15 protein-coding genes are annotated in these 18,932 nt (G+C 65.4%); 7 read left to right on the top strand and 8 right to left on the bottom strand.

The window, feature by feature from the left end; genetic code table 11:
- Positions 1–109 precede the first annotated feature (109 nt).
- Positions 110–2,074 carry an ethylmalonyl-CoA mutase gene (locus tag IEX41_RS16635; RefSeq protein ID WP_188791402.1) on the bottom strand — a complete coding sequence of 655 codons (1,965 nt, stop codon included), beginning with the start codon at positions 2,072–2,074 and terminating at the stop codon, positions 110–112.
- Between the two features lie 43 nt (positions 2,075–2,117).
- Positions 2,118–2,357 carry a hypothetical protein gene (locus IEX41_RS16630; protein ID WP_188791401.1) on the bottom strand — a complete coding sequence of 80 codons (240 nt, stop codon included), beginning with the start codon at positions 2,355–2,357 and terminating at the stop codon, positions 2,118–2,120.
- A 143-nt stretch (positions 2,358–2,500) separates the two neighbouring features.
- Here IEX41_RS16630 and ccrA point away from each other — a divergent pair, with 143 nt between their 5' ends.
- From ccrA to IEX41_RS16600, 6 genes are all read left to right on the top strand, one after another.
- On the top strand, positions 2,501–3,787 hold the full coding sequence (gene ccrA, locus IEX41_RS16625) for a crotonyl-CoA carboxylase/reductase (protein WP_188791400.1): 1,287 nt from the start codon (positions 2,501–2,503) through the stop codon (positions 3,785–3,787).
- A gap of 373 nt (positions 3,788–4,160) precedes the next feature.
- Positions 4,161–4,880 (top strand): helix-turn-helix transcriptional regulator, encoded by a 720-nt coding sequence (locus IEX41_RS16620; RefSeq protein ID WP_188791525.1) that lies wholly within the window; start codon positions 4,161–4,163, stop codon positions 4,878–4,880.
- Between the two features lie 215 nt (positions 4,881–5,095).
- A complete protein-coding gene (locus IEX41_RS16615; protein ID WP_188791399.1) occupies positions 5,096–5,764 on the top strand; it encodes an acyl-homoserine-lactone synthase in 669 nt (222 codons plus the stop codon).
- 160 nt (positions 5,765–5,924) lie between these two features.
- A complete protein-coding gene (locus tag IEX41_RS16610) occupies positions 5,925–7,211 on the top strand; it encodes an Nramp family divalent metal transporter (RefSeq protein WP_188791398.1) in 1,287 nt (428 codons plus the stop codon).
- Between the two features lie 51 nt (positions 7,212–7,262).
- The gene (locus IEX41_RS16605) at positions 7,263–8,798 is read left to right on the top strand and encodes an ATP-dependent DNA helicase (protein WP_188791397.1); all 1,536 of its coding nucleotides are present in this window, start codon (positions 7,263–7,265) and stop codon (positions 8,796–8,798) included.
- Entirely contained in the window at positions 8,795–9,190 is a 396-nt protein-coding gene (locus IEX41_RS16600) for a PaaI family thioesterase (RefSeq protein ID WP_188791396.1), read from the top strand. Before IEX41_RS16605 ends, IEX41_RS16600 begins: the two co-directional genes overlap by 4 nt.
- 252 nt (positions 9,191–9,442) lie before the next feature.
- On the opposite strand, the gene IEX41_RS16595 is transcribed toward IEX41_RS16600, so the two are convergent.
- From IEX41_RS16595 to IEX41_RS16570, 6 genes are read right to left on the bottom strand one after another with little or no spacing between them, the layout of a single operon-like run.
- A complete protein-coding gene (locus tag IEX41_RS16595; RefSeq protein ID WP_188791395.1) occupies positions 9,443–10,363 on the bottom strand; it encodes a 2-hydroxyacid dehydrogenase in 921 nt (306 codons plus the stop codon).
- A 29-nt stretch (positions 10,364–10,392) separates the two neighbouring features.
- Entirely contained in the window at positions 10,393–11,532 is a 1,140-nt protein-coding gene (gene rodA, locus IEX41_RS16590) for a rod shape-determining protein RodA (protein ID WP_188791394.1), read from the bottom strand.
- Complete coding sequence (gene mrdA, locus IEX41_RS16585; protein ID WP_188791393.1) at positions 11,529–13,448, bottom strand: penicillin-binding protein 2; 1,920 nt, start codon at positions 13,446–13,448, stop codon at positions 11,529–11,531. Before mrdA ends, rodA begins: the two co-directional genes overlap by 4 nt.
- Before the next feature lie 11 nt (positions 13,449–13,459).
- Positions 13,460–13,999, bottom strand: coding sequence for a rod shape-determining protein MreD (locus tag IEX41_RS16580; protein WP_188791392.1), 540 nt, complete (start codon positions 13,997–13,999; stop codon positions 13,460–13,462).
- Entirely contained in the window at positions 13,992–14,930 is a 939-nt protein-coding gene (mreC, locus tag IEX41_RS16575; RefSeq protein WP_188791391.1) for a rod shape-determining protein MreC, read from the bottom strand. Before mreC ends, IEX41_RS16580 begins: the two co-directional genes overlap by 8 nt.
- A 34-nt stretch (positions 14,931–14,964) precedes the next feature.
- A complete protein-coding gene (locus IEX41_RS16570) occupies positions 14,965–16,011 on the bottom strand; it encodes a rod shape-determining protein (RefSeq protein ID WP_188791390.1) in 1,047 nt (348 codons plus the stop codon).
- A 357-nt stretch (positions 16,012–16,368) separates the two neighbouring features.
- Between IEX41_RS16570 and IEX41_RS16565 the strand changes: the two genes are divergently transcribed.
- Complete coding sequence (locus IEX41_RS16565; RefSeq protein WP_188791389.1) at positions 16,369–18,870, top strand: GcvT family protein; 2,502 nt, start codon at positions 16,369–16,371, stop codon at positions 18,868–18,870.
- The last annotated feature ends 62 nt before the right edge of the window (positions 18,871–18,932 follow it).

The following is an 18,932-nucleotide window of genomic DNA, read 5'->3' as shown; positions in this document are numbered from 1 at the left end:
AACTCATCAAAGAAAGAATAAAATGCGATCGGCCCCTCATCAAATTGACGGGAGGCCGATGGCTGTATTCGCTCTTGGGTTGAGGATTCGCTGCTTTTGATGCGAATGATTATTCTGCAGCCACTGCCTCGGGATCGGCGAGGGTGACGATATCCATCATGATCGTGTTGAGCACGAAGTCCTTTGGCGTATAGACCTTGGCCACTCCCATAGACAGAAGACGGCGCGCGTCCTCGTCGGGAATTATGCCACCGACGATGACCGGCACATGCCCCAGCCCCTCCGCACGCATCCGCTCCATCAGGTCCTCGACCAGTGGAATATGGCTGCCCGACAGGATCGACAGGCCGACCACATGTGCGCCATTCTGCGCAGCCGTGACAATCTGGTCCGGGGTGAGGCGAATGCCTTCGTAATCGATCTCCATGCCGCAGTCGCGTGCGCGGAAGGCGATCTGCTCGGCGCCATTGGAATGACCGTCGAGCCCCGGCTTACCCACGAGGAACCGCAGACGTTTTCCGAGCCGGTCCGACACAGCGTTGACGGCATCGCGGATATCCTCGAGTCCCTCCGTCTTGTTGCTCACCGCCTTGGACACCCCGGTGGGGCCGCGATATTCGCCGTGGATGACGCGCATCTGCTGAGCCCATTCGCCTGTGGTCACCCCGGCCTTCGCCGCCGCGATGGATGCCGGCATGACGTTGCGCCCCTCGCTCGCGGCGGCGCGCAAGTCGGCCAGCGCTGCTTCGACCGCTGCCTGATCGCGGCCCTCTCGCCATTCGGCCAGCTTTGCGACCTGCGCCTGTTCGACCGCCGGGTCGACGACCATGATGCCACCGTCCTCGCCCAAGAGGGGGGATTTCTCGCCCTCGGTCCACTTGTTGACTCCGACCACGATCGTCTCGTTTTTCTCGATGCGGTTCAGGCGCTCGGCGTTGCTGTCGACAAGGCGGGCCTTCATGTACTCGATCGCGCCGATGGCCCCGTCCATCGCCTCGATATTGGCCAGCTCGGCGCGAGCGCCATCCTTCAGCGCCTCGACCTTGGCATCCACGGCCGGGTTGCCGTCGAAGAGATCGCCATATTCCAGAAGGTCGGTTTCGTAGGCCAGGATCTGCTGCATGCGCATGGACCACTGCTGATCCCAGGGGCGGGGCAGGCCAAGCGCCTCGTTCCAGGCAGGCAGCTGCACGGCGCGGGCGCGGGCCTTTTTCGACAGGGTCACCGCAAGCATCTCGATAAGGATGCGGTAGACGTTGTTTTCGGGCTGCTGTTCGGTCAGGCCAAGGCTGTTGACCTGCACGCCATAGCGGAAGCGGCGGAACTTGGGGTCCTCGATGCCGTAGCGCGTCGCTAGGATCTCGTCCCAGAGATCGACGAAAGCGCGCATCTTGCACATCTCGGTCACGAAACGGATGCCCGCGTTGACGAAGAAGGAAATCCGCCCGCACAGCGCCGGAAAATCCGCGGGATCGACGCGGGGGCGCAATTCGTCCAGCACCGCGATGCCGGTGGCGAGGGCAAAGGACAGCTCTTGTTCAGGCGTCGCGCCGGCCTCCTGAAGGTGATAGGAACACACGTTCATCGGGTTCCATTTCGGGACATTGGCATAACAATACTCGGCCACGTCTCCGATCATCTTGAGCGACGGTTTGGGTGGGCAGATATAGGTACCCCGGCTGAGATATTCCTTGATGAGATCGTTTTGCACCGTGCCCTGAAGCTTGGTGACATCGGCACCCTGTTCCTCGGCCACGGCGATATAAAGCGCCAGCAGCCACGGTGCGGTGGCGTTGATCGTCATCGAGGTGTTCATCTGCTCGAGAGGGATCTGGTCGAACAGGGTGCGCATGTCTCCCAGGTGGCAGACTGGAACGCCGACCTTGCCGACTTCGCCGCGAGCGAGGATGTGGTCGCTGTCATAGCCGGTCTGGGTGGGCAGGTCGAAGGCCACCGACAGGCCGGTCTGCCCGCGCGCAAGGTTGCTCCGGTAGAGCGCGTTCGACGCCTCTGCGGTCGAATGGCCGGCATAGGTGCGGATCAGCCAGGGGCGGTCGCGGTTCGGTTCGGTCATGACGTCGGGCTCCCTCTACAAAAGCAGGAATATGATGGGGCAATCATGTTGCGCTGAATGGGTGATATTGGAAATAATGTGTCTCGTCAATTCGCCGCGCTGCGGCGACGTTGCGACTTTCGGGGCGTTTCGCGGCGGTCATCGCCAGAATAGGATCGTGATGCGCGTATGCGTGACGTGAAGCCGCGCAGAACGTGTATTTTGCTTCAATGACATGCGCGAAACGCCTGAAGTCACGGTGTGACTGGCAGGTCTCTGGATTTTTCTGCATCCGCTCGGTCATAAAATTACAAAAACGACCTTAGTTGGAGTTGCATTGTTTCGTCTCCAAGTTTATCTCCCCTTTAGACGGCCCGCGATTCTGCGTCGCGGCGTCGCGGAGAGGACAAAGATCCGCACACGGATCGCTTGAGGAAGGAGGCCCCGATGGCTTTGGATACGCAGACCGGGATCGCGCCCTACGATGCGCCCGAAAAAGACCTCTACGAGATCGGCGAGATGCCGCCTCTGGGGTACGTGCCCAAGAAGATGTACGCGTGGGCCATCCGCCGCGAGCGTCACGGCGAGCCGGACAAGTCGTTCCAGAAGGAAGTGGTCGACACTTGGCAGGTCGACAGTCACGAGGTGCTGGTTCTCGTGATGGCCGCCGGAGTCAACTACAACGGCGTCTGGGCCGGACTCGGTATTCCGATTTCGCCCTTCGACGTGCACGGCGATCCGTTCCATATCGCCGGGTCCGATGCATCGGGCATTGTCTGGGCCGTGGGGGATAAGGTCACCAACTGGAAAGTCGGGGACGAGGTCGTCATCCACTGCAACCAGGACAACGGCGACGACGAGGAATGCAACGGCGGCGACCCGATGTTCTCGCCCACCCAGCGGATCTGGGGCTACGAGACCGGCGACGGCTCGTTCAGCCAGTTCACCCGCGTTCAGGCACAGCAGCTGATGCCGCGCCCCAAGCACCTGACATGGGAAGAGAGCGCCTGCTACACGCTGACGCTTGCCACCGCCTACCGGATGCTGTTCGGCCATCACCCGCACGAACTCAAGCCCGGCCAGAACGTGCTGGTCTGGGGCGCGTCGGGGGGGCTTGGCTCCTACGCGATCCAGCTCATCAACACCGCGGGCGCGAATGCGATCGGGGTGATCTCGGACGAGGACAAGCGCGATTTCGTGCTGGGCCTTGGCGCCAAGGGGGTCATCAATCGCAAGGACTTCAACTGCTGGGGCCAGCTGCCCACGGTCAATACGCCCGAGTACAACGAATGGCTGAAAGAGGCGCGTAAGTTCGGCAAGGCGATCTGGGAGATCACCGGCAAGGGCGTGAGCGTCGACATGGTGTTCGAGCATCCGGGCGAGAGCACCTTCCCGGTCTCCACTCTGGTCTGCAAGAAGGGCGGCATGGTCGTGATCTGCGCCGGCACCACCGGCTTCAACTGCACCTTCGACGTGCGGTACATGTGGATGCACCAGAAGCGCCTTCAGGGCTCGCACTTCGCGCACCTAAAGCAGGCGGCGTCGGCCAACCGGCTGATGGTCGAGCGGCGGCTTGATCCATGTATGTCCGAGGTCTTCGAATGGGATCAGATCCCCCAAGCCCACATGAAGATGCTGCGCAATCAGCATAAGCCCGGCAACATGTCAGTGCTGGTGCAAGCCCCCAAGGTTGGCCTGCGCACCTTCGAAGAGGCACTGACCGCCCGCAGCTAAGAGCACCGCTGCCGCCTGGCCCCCGCCATCTCGGCCCGCGAATCGCAACAGCGACTCGCGGGCTTTGTTTTGCGCGGGGGAGGGGTGTTTGCCTTCAGGCGCTTCGAAATCCGGCCCTCGCCAGTTCCGGGGAGGGGGAATGCGCGAGTATTCAGGGGCCGGCCGGACTTGCTATTGTTCTCTTAACGCTTTGTTAACTCACTCCGGAAAAGGCTCATCATGCGACATGACTGGATCATCGACGTCCTGACCGATCTGAAGAAGTTCGCGCGGTCCAACGATCTCGACGCCCTTGCCGAGCAGCTGGACGCGGTTGAGCTTGTGGCAAGGGTCGAGCTGACGTCGTGGGGTGAAGGAACGGGCTTTGGGCGTTGTGGAGAGCAACCCCTCGACAGGAGGGTTTCTGGAAGAGCTTGATCGCGCCGAACGGCGCGAACAGCTGCAGGCGGTCAGCGAAAACTTTCGCGATAAGCTGAGGATCAGGCACCTAATCTACCATTGGGTCAGTGCCGACGGCGAGCAATACGGCTGCGGCACCTATGATCCCGCGTGGGTGCAGCGCTATATCGACAAGGGCTACCTGCGGATCGACCCGGTCATCCAGGGGTGCTACCAGCATTTCCACCCGGTGGACTGGAAGCAGCTCGACTGGTCATCGAGAGCCGCCCGCGCGTTCCATCGGGACGCCATGGCGCACGGGCTTGGCAACCAAGGGTATTCGGTTCCCCTTCGCGGCCCCAATGGTCAGTTTGCGCTATTCACCGTGAATCACGCCTGCGACGACGACACGTGGGATGACTTCACCAGCCAGAACCGCGGCGATCTCATCTTGCTTGCCCATTACTTCAATCAAAAAGCGCTCGAGCTTGAACCGGGTCGCCAGCCGGAACCGGCGCAGCCGCTCAGCCCGCGCGAGATCGAGGCGATGACGCTGCTGGCGGTGGGCAACAGCCGTGCGCAGGTGGCAGAGGCGCTGTCGATCTCTGAGCACACCTTGCGGGTCTACATCGAAAGCGCGCGGTTCAAGCTGGGGGCAATGAACACCACCCATGCCGTTGCGCGTGCCCTGTCGCGGGGGCTGATCGTCGTCTGAGGTGGCGCCTCCCCGCAACTCCGGTCCCGACCGCCATAGGGCCGTCAACATGCCATCCAGTCCCAGCGGCACAGGGCCTTCGCGCCGTTTTACCCCATGGTAAGGCGTCCGTGCGTTGCGCGCGGCCTTGCTTAACCGCACCGCGCGGGGTCGGAAAACCGGTTTAATCATGCATCTGCAGGCTTCTCCCATCGAACGACACGGGAGACACGCCAATGATCCGCTACCTCTATGCAGACCAGCTTCACGCCTTTCCGCAGCTTGCCCGCAGCATGTTCCTCGACCGGGCGGACCAGTTCCGCACCCGGCTTGGCTGGGACGTGCGGGTCGGTGCCGATGGCGAAGAGCGCGACGAATACGACGACAGGAACCCGCTTTACGTGATCTGGGAAAAGACGGACGGCAGCCATGGCGGTTCCATGCGGCTGTTGCCCACGGTCGAGGGCTGCATGGTCAATGACCATTTCCTGCACCTGACGGACGGAGTGCGCATCCAAAGCCCGGCGATCTGGGAATGCACCCGCTTCTGCCTTGCCCGCGACACCGACCCGGGCGCTGCCGCTGCGCTGATGCTGGCGGGGGGCGAGATCATGCAGGGCTTTGGCGTGCGCCATTACCTCGGGGTGTTCGACGCCCGGATGGTGCGCATCTACAAGCGCATCGGTGCCTCGCCCGATGTGCTGGGAACGCAAGGCGAGGGGCGCGAGCGGATCTCGGTGGGGCTGTGGGAATTCACCCCCGAAGCGCAGGCCCGCGTCAGCGCCAGCGCCGGCATCAGCCTCGCGCAATCCCGCGCGTGGTTCGATGCGGCGTTCGGTTCGGTGACCCCGGCCATGGCCGCGCCTGTCGGCCCTCAGCAGGCTATGCCGTCCGTCGCCGCCTGAGAAACGCCGCCAGAGGCTCTCTGCCTGTGCGGCGGGCAGCCCCGGAGGTTGCCCGCCGCGATGCCTGCGTGCCGCATTGCCATCCACGGCCCGCAGGCTATTGATGGCCCCTGCATCCCGCGCACCCGCGCGAGCCCGGACGCAGGAAGGACCAGCACCCATGTCCAGCACCGACAAAGCCCGCCTCGGCATGGCCGCCGTCCTCTCCGGGCAGCGCCATGGCATCAGAGCGCGACTTTTGTTCGTGGGGCCGGCGGTCATCGCCTCGATCGCCTACATGGACCCCGGCAATTACGCCACGAACATCCAGGCAGGGGCTGGCTATGGCTACCAGTTGCTTTGGGTGGTGCTGGTGGCCAACCTCATCGCAATGCTGTTCCAGGCGCTGTCCGCGCGGCTGGGGATCGTGACGGGGCGCAACCTTGCCGAGCTTTCCCGCGATCACCTGCCCCGCCCGTTGGTCTGGGTGATGTGGGCGGTTTCCGAGATCGCCGCCATGGCCACTGACTTAGCGGAGTTTCTCGGGGGAGCCATCGGGCTTGCGCTGCTCATGGACATGCCGCTCATCTGGGGCATGGGGGTGACCGCCATCGTCACCTACGGCCTGCTGGTGTTCGAGCGGCAGGGTTTCCGGCCCATGGAGCTTATCATCGGGGCGATGGTGGGGGTCATCGGCCTGTGCTACCTGATCGAGCTGCTCATCGCCCCCGTGGCATGGGGCGAGGCGGGGGCGGGGCTGCTCACGCCGAACCTGCCCGATGCCGCCGCGCTGACCATCGCCGTGGGGATCATCGGGGCCACGGTCATGCCGCATGCCATCTACCTGCATTCCGGCCTCACCCAGAACCGGGTCACCATCCGCAACGAGGCCGACCGCCGCCGGGTGCTGAGCTTTTCCAACACCGAGGTGGTCGTGGCCCTTGCCGTCGCGGGGCTGGTCAACATGGCAATGGTGATTATGGCCGCCAGCGCTTTCCACCGGGGCCATTCCGAGGTGGCCGAGATCGAGACGGCCTATCACACGCTGACCCCGCTTCTGGGGTCGGCGGCGGCGGGGGTGTTCCTTGTCTCGCTCATCGCCTCGGGGATCTCGAGCTCGGTCGTGGGGACCATGGCGGGGCAGATGATCATGCAGGGCTTCCTGCATTTCCGGGTGCCGATCTGGCTTCGGCGGCTGGTCACCATGGCCCCCGCCTTCGCGGTGGTGCTGGCCGGGGTGGACGCCACGCAGGCGCTTGTCCTCAGCCAGGTGATCCTGTCCATCGCGCTGCCGGTGCCCATGCTGGCGCTGATCCACTTCGTGTCGCGCCGCGACGTAATGGGGGACTACGCACTGGGGCCGCTGCTGCGCTGGGCGGCGGTCCTTGGGACGGTCGCGGTGCTGGGCCTCAACTTCGTGCTGCTGGCGCAGTTCTTCGGGCTGCCGGTGCCCTTCCTCGCGCAGTGACGCGCAGATCGCATCTGGCCCTCGCCCGCGCGCCGCTTTAGGGTCCGCGCCATGACGCTTCCCGCAGTGACCTTCTCCGACGACCAGGCCGAGGCCTGGGACCGCGTGGCCGACATGCTCGCCGACGCAGGCGTGCATCTCAGCGACGGGCACACCGAACCTGCGCATGACGGGCCGGGACAGGTTATGGCGGTGATGGGCAAGGCGGGCTCGGGCAAGACGCTGCTGCTGTCCGAGCTGTGCAAGGCGCTTGGCGAAGCAGGGGCCGACATCGTCTCGGGCGATTACGAGAGTCGCAAGAGCAAGGAAAAGCGCAGCTTTGCCGTGCTTGCCCCCACCAACAAGGCCGCCAGCGTGCTGCGCATGCGCGGCGTGCCGGCCACCACGATCCACCGCATCATCTATACGCCGGTCTATGACCCGCTCTACGAGCAGATCGCCGAATGGCTCATGGGTAACGTGGAAAAGCCCGAGATCGAGGACCTGTCGCCCGAGGCGCTGGACCGCGCCCTTGCGGCCTATCAGACCCACAAGTCCGTGCCCGCCGCGCTGGCCGCCGCAGGCGCCCGGGGGAGCGACTTCATCACCGGCTGGAAGCGACGGGAAGAGCCGCTCGACATCGGCTTCGTGGACGAGGCGTCGATGCTCGACGACAAGCAGTTCGAAGACCTCAAGGAGATCTTTCCCAACCTCGTGCTGTTCGGGGACCCGGCGCAGCTGGCCCCGGTCAACCAGTCGGGCCGCATGGTCTTTGACGCGATCCCCGAGGAAGACAGCCTCGAGCTGAGCCGCATCCACCGGCAGGAAGCGGACAACCCGATCCTCGACCTTGCCCACGCGCTTTCCGATCCGGACATCGACTTCGCGGCCTTCGAGCGACTCGTGGAGGAAAAATCGCGCGAGGATGACCGCGTGGTGCTGGCACAGCGGGTCGAGGTGGACCTGATGGCGCGCTCGCCGGTACTGGTCTGGCGCAATGCCACACGCATCCGGCTGATCAACGCCTTCCGCAACGTGCATGGCGCCCCCGAGACCGAGCTGCTGCCCGGCGAGCCGCTGATCTGCGACGGGCTCGAGCTGCCGCTCAAGCACCGCAAGAAGCGCCTGGATCTCGAGGCACGGGGCCTCATCAAGGGCGCGCAGGTGATCTATCTCGGGCCGGGGCGCAAGCCGGGCTTTTCGCGCCTGCATGTCATGGGCGCACCAGACCCGCAGCTGTCCGCCGCCTCGATCGTCAAGATCGAGAAGCCCGACGAGGAAGAGCCCTTCATCCCCTATGCCGCCCGCATGGGGGCCACCTTCCTGCACGGGGCGGCGGTGACCATTCACAAGGCGCAGGGCTCGCAATGGCCCGACGTGCAGGTGTTCGCTCCCGATCTCTTCGTGGCCGCCCGCATGAACCGTCTCGAGGCGGGGCAGCCGCTGTGGAAGCGGCTCGCCTACGTGGCCATCACCCGCGCTTCGAACCGGCTGCACTGGGTGGTCCGCAACCGGCTGGCGCGCCCGTCGGGGCCGTTGTCCGTGGATGACCTCGTCGTGCCCGCGGTGCCGCTGGAACTCGAGGCCGAAACCGGGGATCTTCTGTGACCGAATTCAATGAGCCGACCAGCGCCTTCGGGCTGCACCTGGGGTACGACCTGACCGCCTGGGACGAGGGCTTTGCCCGCTACGAGATGCCCGTCGCCGCGTTCATCGGCAACCGGCAGGGGCTGCCCCATGGCGGGGCGATTGCATCGCTGCTGGATGCGGCCATGGGCCTGTGCGGCTGCTGGCCCGGCGAGGACGGCGGGCGCATCCATGCGCTGACACTGTCCCTCAACGTGCAGTATATCGGGCAGGCCAAGGGCGCCCGACTGATCGCCGAGGCCCGCAAGACCGGCGGCGGGCGCAGCACCTTCTTTGCCGAGGGTGCGGTGCACGACGAAACCGGGATGCTGGTGGCAAAGGGCACCGGGGTGTTCCGCTACCGCCGGAGCTGAGACGCTTCGGCTTGCCATCAACCGGGGACTGCCTCGATGTGGGCCGCACCCCAGCCGACACCGGGCAAAGCCCGCACCCCGCCCCAATCCAGGCCCGTGTCGCACCAGTTACGAGATCAAGCCTGTGCCGCCGGGCACGGAATGAGGCCCGCGCCGCGTCAGGGGGGCATGCCGAGGGCGGATGGCAGGGGAGGGGGCGCTGCCCCCGTCTCCTGCGGAGACCCCCGGCGTATTTTTCAAGAGAAGAAGATCTCAGTACCCTGCGTCGCGGTCGACCAGATGCTCGAACGGCTCGCCTGCTTCGCCCCGGCGCACGTTGCCTGCGATCACGCGGGCGGCGGTTTCGGCGCGGGTGAAAGCGGCGATGTGGGGCGTGGGGGTTACCTTGGGGTGGCTGCGGAAGGGGTGATCCTCGGGCAGCGGTTCGGTGCGGAAAACGTCCAGCGTGGCATGCGACAGTTGGCCGGAGTCCAGTGCCGCCAGCAAAGCGTCATCATCGATGAGCTGGCCGCGGCCGGGGTTCACGATGGCAGCACCCTTCGGCAGCTTCGCGATTGCCGCGGCGTCCATGAGGTTGCGCGTGGCAGGGGTGTGCGGCAGCAGAAGCACGAGGATCTCGGCGCTGCGCAGGGCGGTGTCGAGGCCGTCGGCGCCGTGCAGGCAGGTGATGCCGGGCACATCTCGCGGCGTGCGCGACCAGCCCGTCACCGGGAAGCCGAGCGCGGCGATGGCGGCGGCGCAGGCGCTGCCCAGCGTGCCGAGCCCGAGGATGGTCACCGGGCGATCCGCTGACAGCGGCGGTGCCTCCTGGCCCCAGCCCTCGAGGGGCTGGTTGATGAAGCGATCCATCCCGAGATGATGGCGCAGCACGTGGCCGGTGACATATTCCACCATGCCCTGGGTCAGCCCTTCGGTGTCGACCATACGGGCCAGCGGCACCTTGAGGGTGTCGTTGCCCGTGACGTTTTCCACCCCCGCCCAGAGGTTCAGAACCGCCTTGAGCCGGGTGAAGGGAGTAAAATCCTGCACCTCGGAGCCGGGGGCGTAGACGATGTAATCAACTTCTTCCGGAGGCAGATCGCAGGCGATGGTGGCATCGGGCAGTTCCGCGCGCAGCAGCGGCTCGTAGGTGGTCCAGCGCTGGGCACCGGCGGCGAAGAGGATATTGGTCATGAGTCTTCCGGTTGGTGGGGAAAGGTCTGTCAGCGGGGGCGGTGAACATGGGCGCTCTGCACGAGGCCGAAGGCGATCATCAGCACCAGCATGGCCGAGCCGCCGTAGCTGACCAGCGGCAGCGGCACGCCGACGACCGGGGCGAGGCCCATGACCATCGACATGTTCACCGCGAAGAACAGGAAGAAGGTCAGCCCTACGCCCAGGATCAGCAGCGATGAATAGCGGTCACGGTTCTGAAGCGCCGCGATGATGCAGAACACCAGCACCAGCACGTAGAGGACCAACAGGGACATCCCCCCGACAAAGCCGAATTCCTCGGCCAGCGTGTTGAAGATGAAGTCAGTGTGCTTTTCCGGCAGGAAGTTCAGCCGCGATTGCGTGCCTTGCATGAAGCCGCGCCCGGTCCACCCTCCCGAACCCATGGCGATCTTGGCCTGGGTGATGTGGTAGCCCGCGCCAAGCGGGTCGGTGGAGGGATCGAGGAACGTGTCGATGCGGCGGAACTGGTAATCCTTGAGCAGTTGCCAGTCGGTCCCTCGCGACAGGAACACCGAGTAGACCGCGCCGACGCCTCCAGCGGCCACCACTGCGAAATAGAGCCAGTGCACCCCGGCGAGGAACATCATCAGCGCGCCCGAGATCAGCAGCAGCAGTGCGGTGCCGAGGTCGGGCTGGATCAGCGTCAGCGCGGTGGGCGCGAGGATCAGCACGATGGGCGCCAGCACCCAGATCGGGTTCGATACCCTTTTCATGGGCAGCCAGTCGTAATAGGCGGCAAGCACCATCACGAGAGCGACCTTCATGATCTCGGACGGCTGCAGGCGGATCACCCCGAGGTCGATCCAGCGCTGCGCGCCCATGCCGACGGTGCCGAAAAGCTCAACCCCCACCAGCAGCGCAAGCGCCGCGAGGTAGATCACCACCGACAGGTTGCGCCACAGCCAGATTGGCACCAGCGCCACAAGGAACATGGCGGCAAGGCCAAGCGCATATCGCTTCATCTGCGGCTCGGCCCAGGTGCCAAGCTCGCCGCCCGCGACGGAGTACAGCATCAGGAAACCTACGCTGGCCACCGCCGTCAGCAGCAGCACCAGCGGCCAGTTGATGTAGAAGATCTTGCGCCAGCCACTGGGCGTCGTCTTGACTGCGTATTCGAGATAGCTCATGCGCGGCGCCCCTCGGCCCGGGCGCGGGCGGTGCGTTCGGCCTCGATGCGTTCCTGCAGTTGTCGCGCGCCCTCGCGTTCCGAAGCCGGGTAGGCCTCGAGCGGGGGCGTGCCATTGTAGAGCGCCTGAAGCATGATGTCCCGAGCGACGGGCGCCGCAGCGGACGAGCCGCCGCCGCCGTGCTCGATCACCACCGCCACTGCGATGCGCGGATTCACTACCGGCGCGTAGGAGATGAAGAGCGCGTGGTCGCGTTCCTCCCACGGCACGTCCGAGTTGCGAACCACGCGGTTGCGCACCTGGCTGGTGCCGGTTTTTCCAGCCATCTGCATGCCGTCCGCGACGATACGCGACCGGCGGGCGGTGCCTCGGCTGGAGTTCACCACGCTGTCCATGCCCTTGCGGACATAGCGCAGGTGCAGCGGGTCGATGTCCAGCGGCTCGCCCCCGGTGATCGGGGTGTCCTGCCCACCGATGCTGCGCACGAGGCGCGGCTCGATCTTGCGCCCCGTTGCAAGGCGTGCGGTCATGATCGCCTGCTGCAGCGGCGAGGTCAGCACGAAGCCCTGGCCGATTGAGGCGTTCACGGTATCGCCCACCAGCCACTCGGCGCCACGTTCGCGCCGCTTCCAGTCCTTGTCGGGCATCAGCCCGGAGGTCACCGCCGACATCGGCACATCCGGCGCCGAACCAAGACCCATCTTGCGACCCATGGCGGCGATGTTCTCGATCCCGACCTTCATGGCCAGCTCGTAGTAATAGACATCGCAGCTGTCGCGCAGGCTTTGTTCAAGGTTCACCCGACCATGGCCCGACCGCTTCCAGCAGTGGAACCGGCGCGAGCCCAGTTCGAGGTGGCCCGGGCAATAGGCCGTGTCGTCCGGGCCGATCACACCGGCCTCGAGCCCCGCGAGCGCGGTGATGATCTTGAAGGTCGAGCCGGGAGGATAGGCGTCCTGCACGGTCTTCGAGGCCAGCGGGCGGTGGTTGTTCTCGCGAAGTACGGAATAATCCGCGACCGAGATTCCCCGCACGAATTTGTTGGGGTCGTAGGACGGCGACGAGGCGATGGCGAGGATGTCGCCGCTCTCCACGTCCATCACCACGGCGCTGGCGCTTTCATGGCCCAGCCGCGCCTTGATGTAATCCTGCAGCTCACTGTCGAGTGTGAGTTGCAGGTCGTCCCCCGCCGTGCCTTCGCGGCGGTCGAGCTCGCGCATGACGCGGCCCACGGCGTTGACCTCGACGCGCTTGGCCCCGGCACCGCCGCGCAGCTGTTCCTCGAACTTGGTCTCGATCCCGACCTTGCCGATCTGGAAGCGCGGGATGCGCAGAACCGGTTCGGGGTCTTCGTATTTCTCGAGATCGCGTTCGGACACCGGGCCGACGTAGCCCACCACGTGGGCGAAGGTCTCGTGCTGCGGGTAGAAGCGCGACAGCCCCACCTCCGGCGTGACGCCGGGCAGGGCAGGGGCGTTGACGGCCACGCGGGAGATCTCCTCCCAGCTGACGCGGTCGGCCACCGTCACCTGCAGGAAGGGCGGCGAGGTGCGCATTTCCTCGAGCGCGCGTGCCACCGATGCCTCGTCAAGGTCCACCAGCTGCGCAAGGCGCGCCACCGTATCCTCGAGATCGCCGGCATCCTCGCGCCGCATGGTGATGCGGTAGGTGGGTTCGTTCTCGGCGATGGTCTGGCCGTTGCGGTCGAAGATCCGTCCGCGCGAGGGCGGGATGAGGTGGATGTTGATGCGGTTCTCTTCCGCCAGCAGGCGGAATTCGTCGGCCTGATCCACCTGCATGTAGCGCATGCGCAGCCCCAGAGCCCCGGCAAAGGCCAGCTGCGCGGTGCCCAGAAGCAGCCCGCGGCGGGTGATGCGGCGGGCGCTGTCGGCGGTGTCCTTGGGGGTGCGTCTCATGGGCTCGGTCCTCAGAGGCGTTTGCCGGAGTGGTCGAAATCGCCTGGCGCGAGGCGTCTCACGCCAAGCAGGTATTGCGATACGATGACCACCAGAGGATAGCAGATCACAGTCATGGCGTATCGCATCAACGACAGGAAAGACGAACCTGTCGGCACGATCAAGAGGGCAAGCGCCAGCCGGTACAGGATCGTGATCGTGGCCAGCGTGGTGGCCACCGCGATCCATTCCAGCACGAAGGTGCTTTCCCGGTCCCGCCGGTCGCGCGATTTCAGGAACTCGGTCGCGAGCAGGACCAGTGCCGACCATAGGCCCGGCGGCCGCTGGAACAGGATGTCCGCCAGCAGCATCACGGCGGCCACAAGAAGCGCTGGCACGTAGTCGGGGCGGCGCAGCACCCAGGCAAAGCACATGGCGGTCAGCAGGTCCGGACCGGCATAGAGCGGCGGCATCATGTCCAGCGGCAGCAGGTGGTAGAACATCACCAGCACAGCAAGACCGCAGAAGGCCGCGCGCATGGCCCAGACCCGGGCGGGACGACGGTCAGCCATCAGGCTGATCTGCGCTGTCTGTGTCGAGGGTGGGCAGCGCCTCGATGGCCGTATCCTCGGTGCCGGGGGGCACCTCGGGCAGCACGAGGGCGGAGGGGGCATTCACCCGCCGCGCGCCGTGGTCTCGCAGCACCCGCAGGAATTCCAGCCGTTCGTAATCGGCGGCAAGGCGCACCCGAAGGCGCCCGCCCGGATCCTCGGCCACCTGCCCGATGAGCAGCCCCGGGGGGAACACGTCGCCGTCGCCGGTGGTCACGATGCGATCGCCGGGCCGCACCTGGTCGTCATCCTCTAGGAAGTCGATGGGCGGGGCGGCGGAATTGTCGCCGGTGATGAGCGCGCGTTGCCCCGAGGGCTGGATCACCGCCGGGATGCGGCTGGTGGCATCGGTCAGCAGGATCACGCGGGAAGTGTTCGGCCCCACGCCCGACACCCGCCCCACGAGGCCGATGCCGTCCATGGTGGCCCAGCCATCGACGATGCCGTCGCGGCTGCCCACGTTGATCAGCACCGATTGCCGGAAGGGCGAGCCGCTGTCGGCCAGCACCACGCCGGTGATGTAGGTCAGCCGCGCATCGAGCCGCACGTTGTTGAGATCGCGCAGCCGGGCGTTCTCCTGCTCCAGCTGCAGGGCGGCCTCTTTCCAGGCGGTCATCTGGCGCAGCTCGCGGCGCAGCTCTTGGTTTTGCTCGTGGATGCGCTGGTAGCTCTGGAAATCGCGCAGGATGCGCACGGTGCCGGTGACCGGGGCCATGGCCCAGTCGAAGCCGGGCAGCACCCGGTCGATGACCTGCGCACGAAACCGCTCCATCCGCGGGCTGTCGATCCGCCAGAAGATGAAGAGGCCCACGAGGCACAGCACGAGAACCGCCAGAAGCAGACGCTTCAGCGGCCCCGCGTAATCGTCAGAGCTTGATCCGTTCCTGGCCATTCACCCATGTCCCGTGGGCAGACGCCGCCGTCGATCAGGAATCGTAGTCGATGGCGTGACGCAGCTGCTTTTCGTATTCCAGCGCCTTGCCGGTGCCCAGTGCAACGCAGTTGAGGCTTTCGTCCGCGATGGAGACCGCAAGCCCCGTCTGCTCGCGCAGCGCAAGGTCAAGGTCGCCCAGCAGCGCGCCGCCACCGGTCAGCATGACACCCCGGTCGACGATGTCGGCAGCGAGGTCCGGTGGGGTGGCCTCGAGCGCGGTCATCACCGCCTCGCAGATTTGCTGTACCGGTTCGGCCAGCGCCTCGGCCACTTGCGCCTGGGAGATCTCGGTCTCTTTCGGCACGCCGTTGAGCAGGTCGCGGCCACGGATCTGCATCGAGGAGCCGCGCCCGTCGTCGGGCATGCGGGCGGTGCCGATGGAGGTCTTGATGCGCTCGGCGGTGGATTCGCCCACGAGCAGGTTCTGCTGGCGGCGCAGGTAGTTGACGATGGCCTCGTCCATGCGGTCGCCCCCGACGCGGATGGACCGGGCGTAAACGATGTCGCCCAGCGACAGAACGGCAACCTCGGTGGTGCCGCCGCCGATGTCCACGACCATGTTGCCGGTGGGATCGGTGATGGGCATGCCCGCGCCAATGGCCGCCGCGATGGGTTCGGCGATAAGCCCGGCCTTACGGGCGCCCGCGCTCAGGACCGACTGGCGGATGGCGCGCTTTTCCACCGGGGTCGCGCCGTGGGGCACGCAGACGATGATCTTGGGCTTCGAGAAGGTCGAGCGCTTGTGCACCTTGCGGATGAAGTGCTTGATCATCTCCTCGGCTGTGTCGAAGTCGGCGATGACGCCTTCGCGCATGGGGCGGATGGCCTCGATGCTGCCGGGCGTCCGGCCAAGCATCAGCTTGGCGTCCTCGCCCACGGCCAGCACCTTCTTGACGCCGTCCTTGATGTGATAGGCAACGACCGAAGGCTCGGACAGGACGACCCCGCGTCCCTTGACGTAGACCAGCGTGTTCGCGGTCCCGAGGTCGATTGCCATGTCCGCCGAGAAGGCGCCCATGAGTCTGTCCAGTCCAAACATGCCGTTCCCTGTCCCAAGATATGTGTTTCGGGTCCGCGACTCTTCCCCAAGGGCGGACCGCGGCTCTTATAGGACTGCATAGGGAAGGGGGAAAGAGGCGCGCAAGCGCAATTCGGCGTGAACCCGCCGCCGACAGGGGCCTTGAGGTGATTCCGGGCAGCGGATGCGGACACGGCGCGCATATCGGTAGGGCGCTGGCAGGCCCGGTTCGCCCGGCGATTGGGCATTGTGAAAATGCGACGCATGTCGCGATCTGACGACGCGTCGTTTTCAAGATATGACTGGTCGGGCGCAAGCCGCAGTCACGCCGGCTCTGCGTTATCCAGACGGACAGAAACGCGCTCGGAGTCCCGATTCATGAAGACTGAAGTCAAAGCACTGGTTGTCGGCGGCGGTGCCGTCGGAACCTCGATTGCCTACCACCTTGCCCGCGCAGGCTGGTCCGATGTGATGCTGCTCGAACGGGACGAGCTCACCTCGGGGTCGACCTGGCATGCCGCCGGTCTGCTGCCCTACTTCAACATGTCGTATGCCACGACCCACATCCACGACTACTCGATCAAGTTCTACAAGACGCTCGAGGAGGAAACCGGCCTCGACGCGGGCTTCTTCGTGGTGGGCAACCTGCGCATGGCCCAGACCAAGGAGCGGATGGACGAATACCGTCTCTACTCCACCACCGCGCACACCTGCGACATCCCGCACGAGTTCATGACCCCCGCGCAGATCAAGGAGCGCTGGCCGCTGGTCAACGTGGACGGGCTGGAAGGCGCGCTTTACCACCCCACCGACGGCTACATCAACCCGGCGGACGTCACCATGGCGATGGCCAAGGGGGCCCGTCAGCGCGGCGTCATCATCGAGCGCAAGTGGCAGGTCGACGGCTACGAGTGGAAGGATGATCACTGGGAAGTGACCGTCACCCGCACCGCCGAGAAGGGCGGCAACCTCGTGCCCACCGAGGAAACCGTCGTCATCAAAGCCGAGCACGTCGTGACCGCCACCGGCAACCACGCACAGCGCACCGCCAAGCTCTTGGGCATCAAGACCCCGGCGATCCCGGTCGAGCACCAGTTCATCGTGACCGAACCCGACCCCGCGCTCGTGGAATGGCGCAAGACCAACGAACAGCACCCTGTGCTGCGCGATGCGGACGCCAAGTGGTACGTCCGCGAAGAGCGCGGTGGCTGGATCCTTGGCCCTTACGAGCTCAATGCTCCGGCGCGGTTCGAATACGGCGTGCCCGACAGCTTCCGTGCCGACCTCTTCCCGCTCGACCTCGAGCGGATCGAGGAAGAGTACATGTCGATGATCAACCGCATCCCGTCCTCCGAGACCGTTGGCCTCAAGGACGATTTTAACGGCCCGATCTGCTACACCCCCGACGGCAACCCGCTGGTCGGCCCGGCGCCGGGTCTGCGCAACATGTGGCTGGCTGAAGGCTTCAGCTTCGGCATCACCGCCGCGGGTGGCACTGGCTACTACCTTGCCCAGCTAATGACCGAAGGCGAGGCCGAGATCGACATGGGTTCGCTCGATCCCAAGCGCTATGGTCAGGACTGGATGACCACCGAGTACGCGGCGCGCAAGAACGAGGAAGCCTACGAGCACGTCTACATCCTGCACCATCCGGACGAAGAGCGTCCGAACTGCCGCCCCCTGCGCACCGGACCCGCCTACGAGCGCCAGAAAAAGCTTGGCGCCCAGTTCGGCGTGGTCAACGGGTTCGAGCGTCCGAACTACTATGGCCCGCTCGATGCGCCGGACAGCTTCGACCATGACGCCCGCAGCTTCCGTCGCGGCGGCTGGTGGCAATACGCCGAGGCCGAGGCCAAGGCCGTGCGCGAAACCGTCGGCCTTGTCGATGCGACTGCCTTTGCCAAGCATGTGGTCAAGGGCCCCGGCGCGACCGCGTTCCTCGATCACCTGACCTGCAACAAGCTGCCCAAGGTGGGCCGCATCAACCTGACCTACGCGCTGTCGGCAAAGGGCACCACCCGCACGGAATACACCATCGTGCGCATCGCCGAGGACGAATACTACCTCGTCTCCGCCGGTGGCCTGCATGCCTACGACCAGGATTACCTGATGAAATCCGCCGAGGATTTCGGCTTCGATCACGGGTATTTCCACATTCAGGACGTGACCACCCAATGGGGCGTCTTCGCCCTTGCCGGTCCCAACGCCCGCGCGTTGCTCAATGAGCTGGTCAAGGATGCCTCGCCGGACACCGTGCTGTCCAACAAGCGCTTCCCGTGGCTCTCCATGCGCGACATCGAACTGGGCATGTGCCCGATCCGTGCCATCCGCGTGGCCTACACCGGCGAGCTTGGCTGGGAACTGCACCACCCGATCGAGATGCAGAACTACCTGTGGGATCTGCTGATGTCGGTGGGCGAAAAGCATGGGCTGAAGCCGGTGGGCGCCCGTGCCCAGAACTGGCTGCGCATGGAAAAGAGCTACCGTGCCTACGGTCACGAACTTGGCCGCGACGCGACCCCGCTCGAGGCGGACCTGCCGCGCTTCGTTGACCTGTCGAAGGACTTCTTCGGCAAGGCCGAGATGGAAGCCACCGGCATCCGTTCCAAGTGCATCACCGTGCTTATCGACGGACCGGAAGATGCCGATCCGTGGGGCCGCGAGGCGCTGTACCTGGGCGACACCAAGGTGGGGCGTCTCACTTCGGGCGGCTATTCGGTGGCCTTCGGCAAGGCCATCGGCATGGGCTACGTCAAACCTGAGCATGCCGTGCCGGGGACCAAGCTCAAGGTGCTGATCATGGACGAGATGTGGGATGCGGAAGTGACCGAGGACAGCCCCTTCGATCCCTCCAACGCCCGGATCCGTATCGACGGCTGATTGCCGGTCGACGTGGCGAACAGGAGGGGCGTGGCCAGCGGTGGCCGCGCCCCTTTTCCATG

This window comes from Salipiger pallidus (assembly GCF_014643635.1).
In the GTDB taxonomy this organism is placed as follows: Bacteria; Pseudomonadota; Alphaproteobacteria; order Rhodobacterales; family Rhodobacteraceae; genus Salipiger; species Salipiger pallidus.
Note: the sequence above shows the minus strand (reverse complement) of the source record. Positions and strands in the feature narration are given on the sequence as shown.

Bases quoted from the DNA above. Each gene is read 5' to 3' on its own strand.
- IEX41_RS16635 (WP_188791402.1), bottom strand. From the start codon at position 2,074: ATGACCGAACCGAACCGCGACCGCCCCTGGCTGATCCGCACCTATGCC.
- IEX41_RS16630 (WP_188791401.1), bottom strand. From the start codon at position 2,357: ATGACCGAGCGGATGCAGAAAAATCCAGAGACCTGCCAGTCACACCGT.
- ccrA (WP_188791400.1), top strand. From the start codon at position 2,501: ATGGCTTTGGATACGCAGACCGGGATCGCGCCCTACGATGCGCCCGAA.
- IEX41_RS16615 (WP_188791399.1), top strand. From the start codon at position 5,096: ATGATCCGCTACCTCTATGCAGACCAGCTTCACGCCTTTCCGCAGCTT.
- IEX41_RS16610 (WP_188791398.1), top strand. From the start codon at position 5,925: ATGTCCAGCACCGACAAAGCCCGCCTCGGCATGGCCGCCGTCCTCTCC.
- IEX41_RS16605 (WP_188791397.1), top strand. From the start codon at position 7,263: ATGACGCTTCCCGCAGTGACCTTCTCCGACGACCAGGCCGAGGCCTGG.
- IEX41_RS16595 (WP_188791395.1), bottom strand. From the start codon at position 10,363: ATGACCAATATCCTCTTCGCCGCCGGTGCCCAGCGCTGGACCACCTAC.
- rodA (WP_188791394.1), bottom strand. From the start codon at position 11,532: ATGAGCTATCTCGAATACGCAGTCAAGACGACGCCCAGTGGCTGGCGC.
- mrdA (WP_188791393.1), bottom strand. From the start codon at position 13,448: ATGAGACGCACCCCCAAGGACACCGCCGACAGCGCCCGCCGCATCACC.
- IEX41_RS16580 (WP_188791392.1), bottom strand. From the start codon at position 13,999: ATGGCTGACCGTCGTCCCGCCCGGGTCTGGGCCATGCGCGCGGCCTTC.
- mreC (WP_188791391.1), bottom strand. From the start codon at position 14,930: ATGGCCAGGAACGGATCAAGCTCTGACGATTACGCGGGGCCGCTGAAG.
- IEX41_RS16570 (WP_188791390.1), bottom strand. From the start codon at position 16,011: ATGTTTGGACTGGACAGACTCATGGGCGCCTTCTCGGCGGACATGGCA.
- IEX41_RS16565 (WP_188791389.1), top strand. From the start codon at position 16,369: ATGAAGACTGAAGTCAAAGCACTGGTTGTCGGCGGCGGTGCCGTCGGA.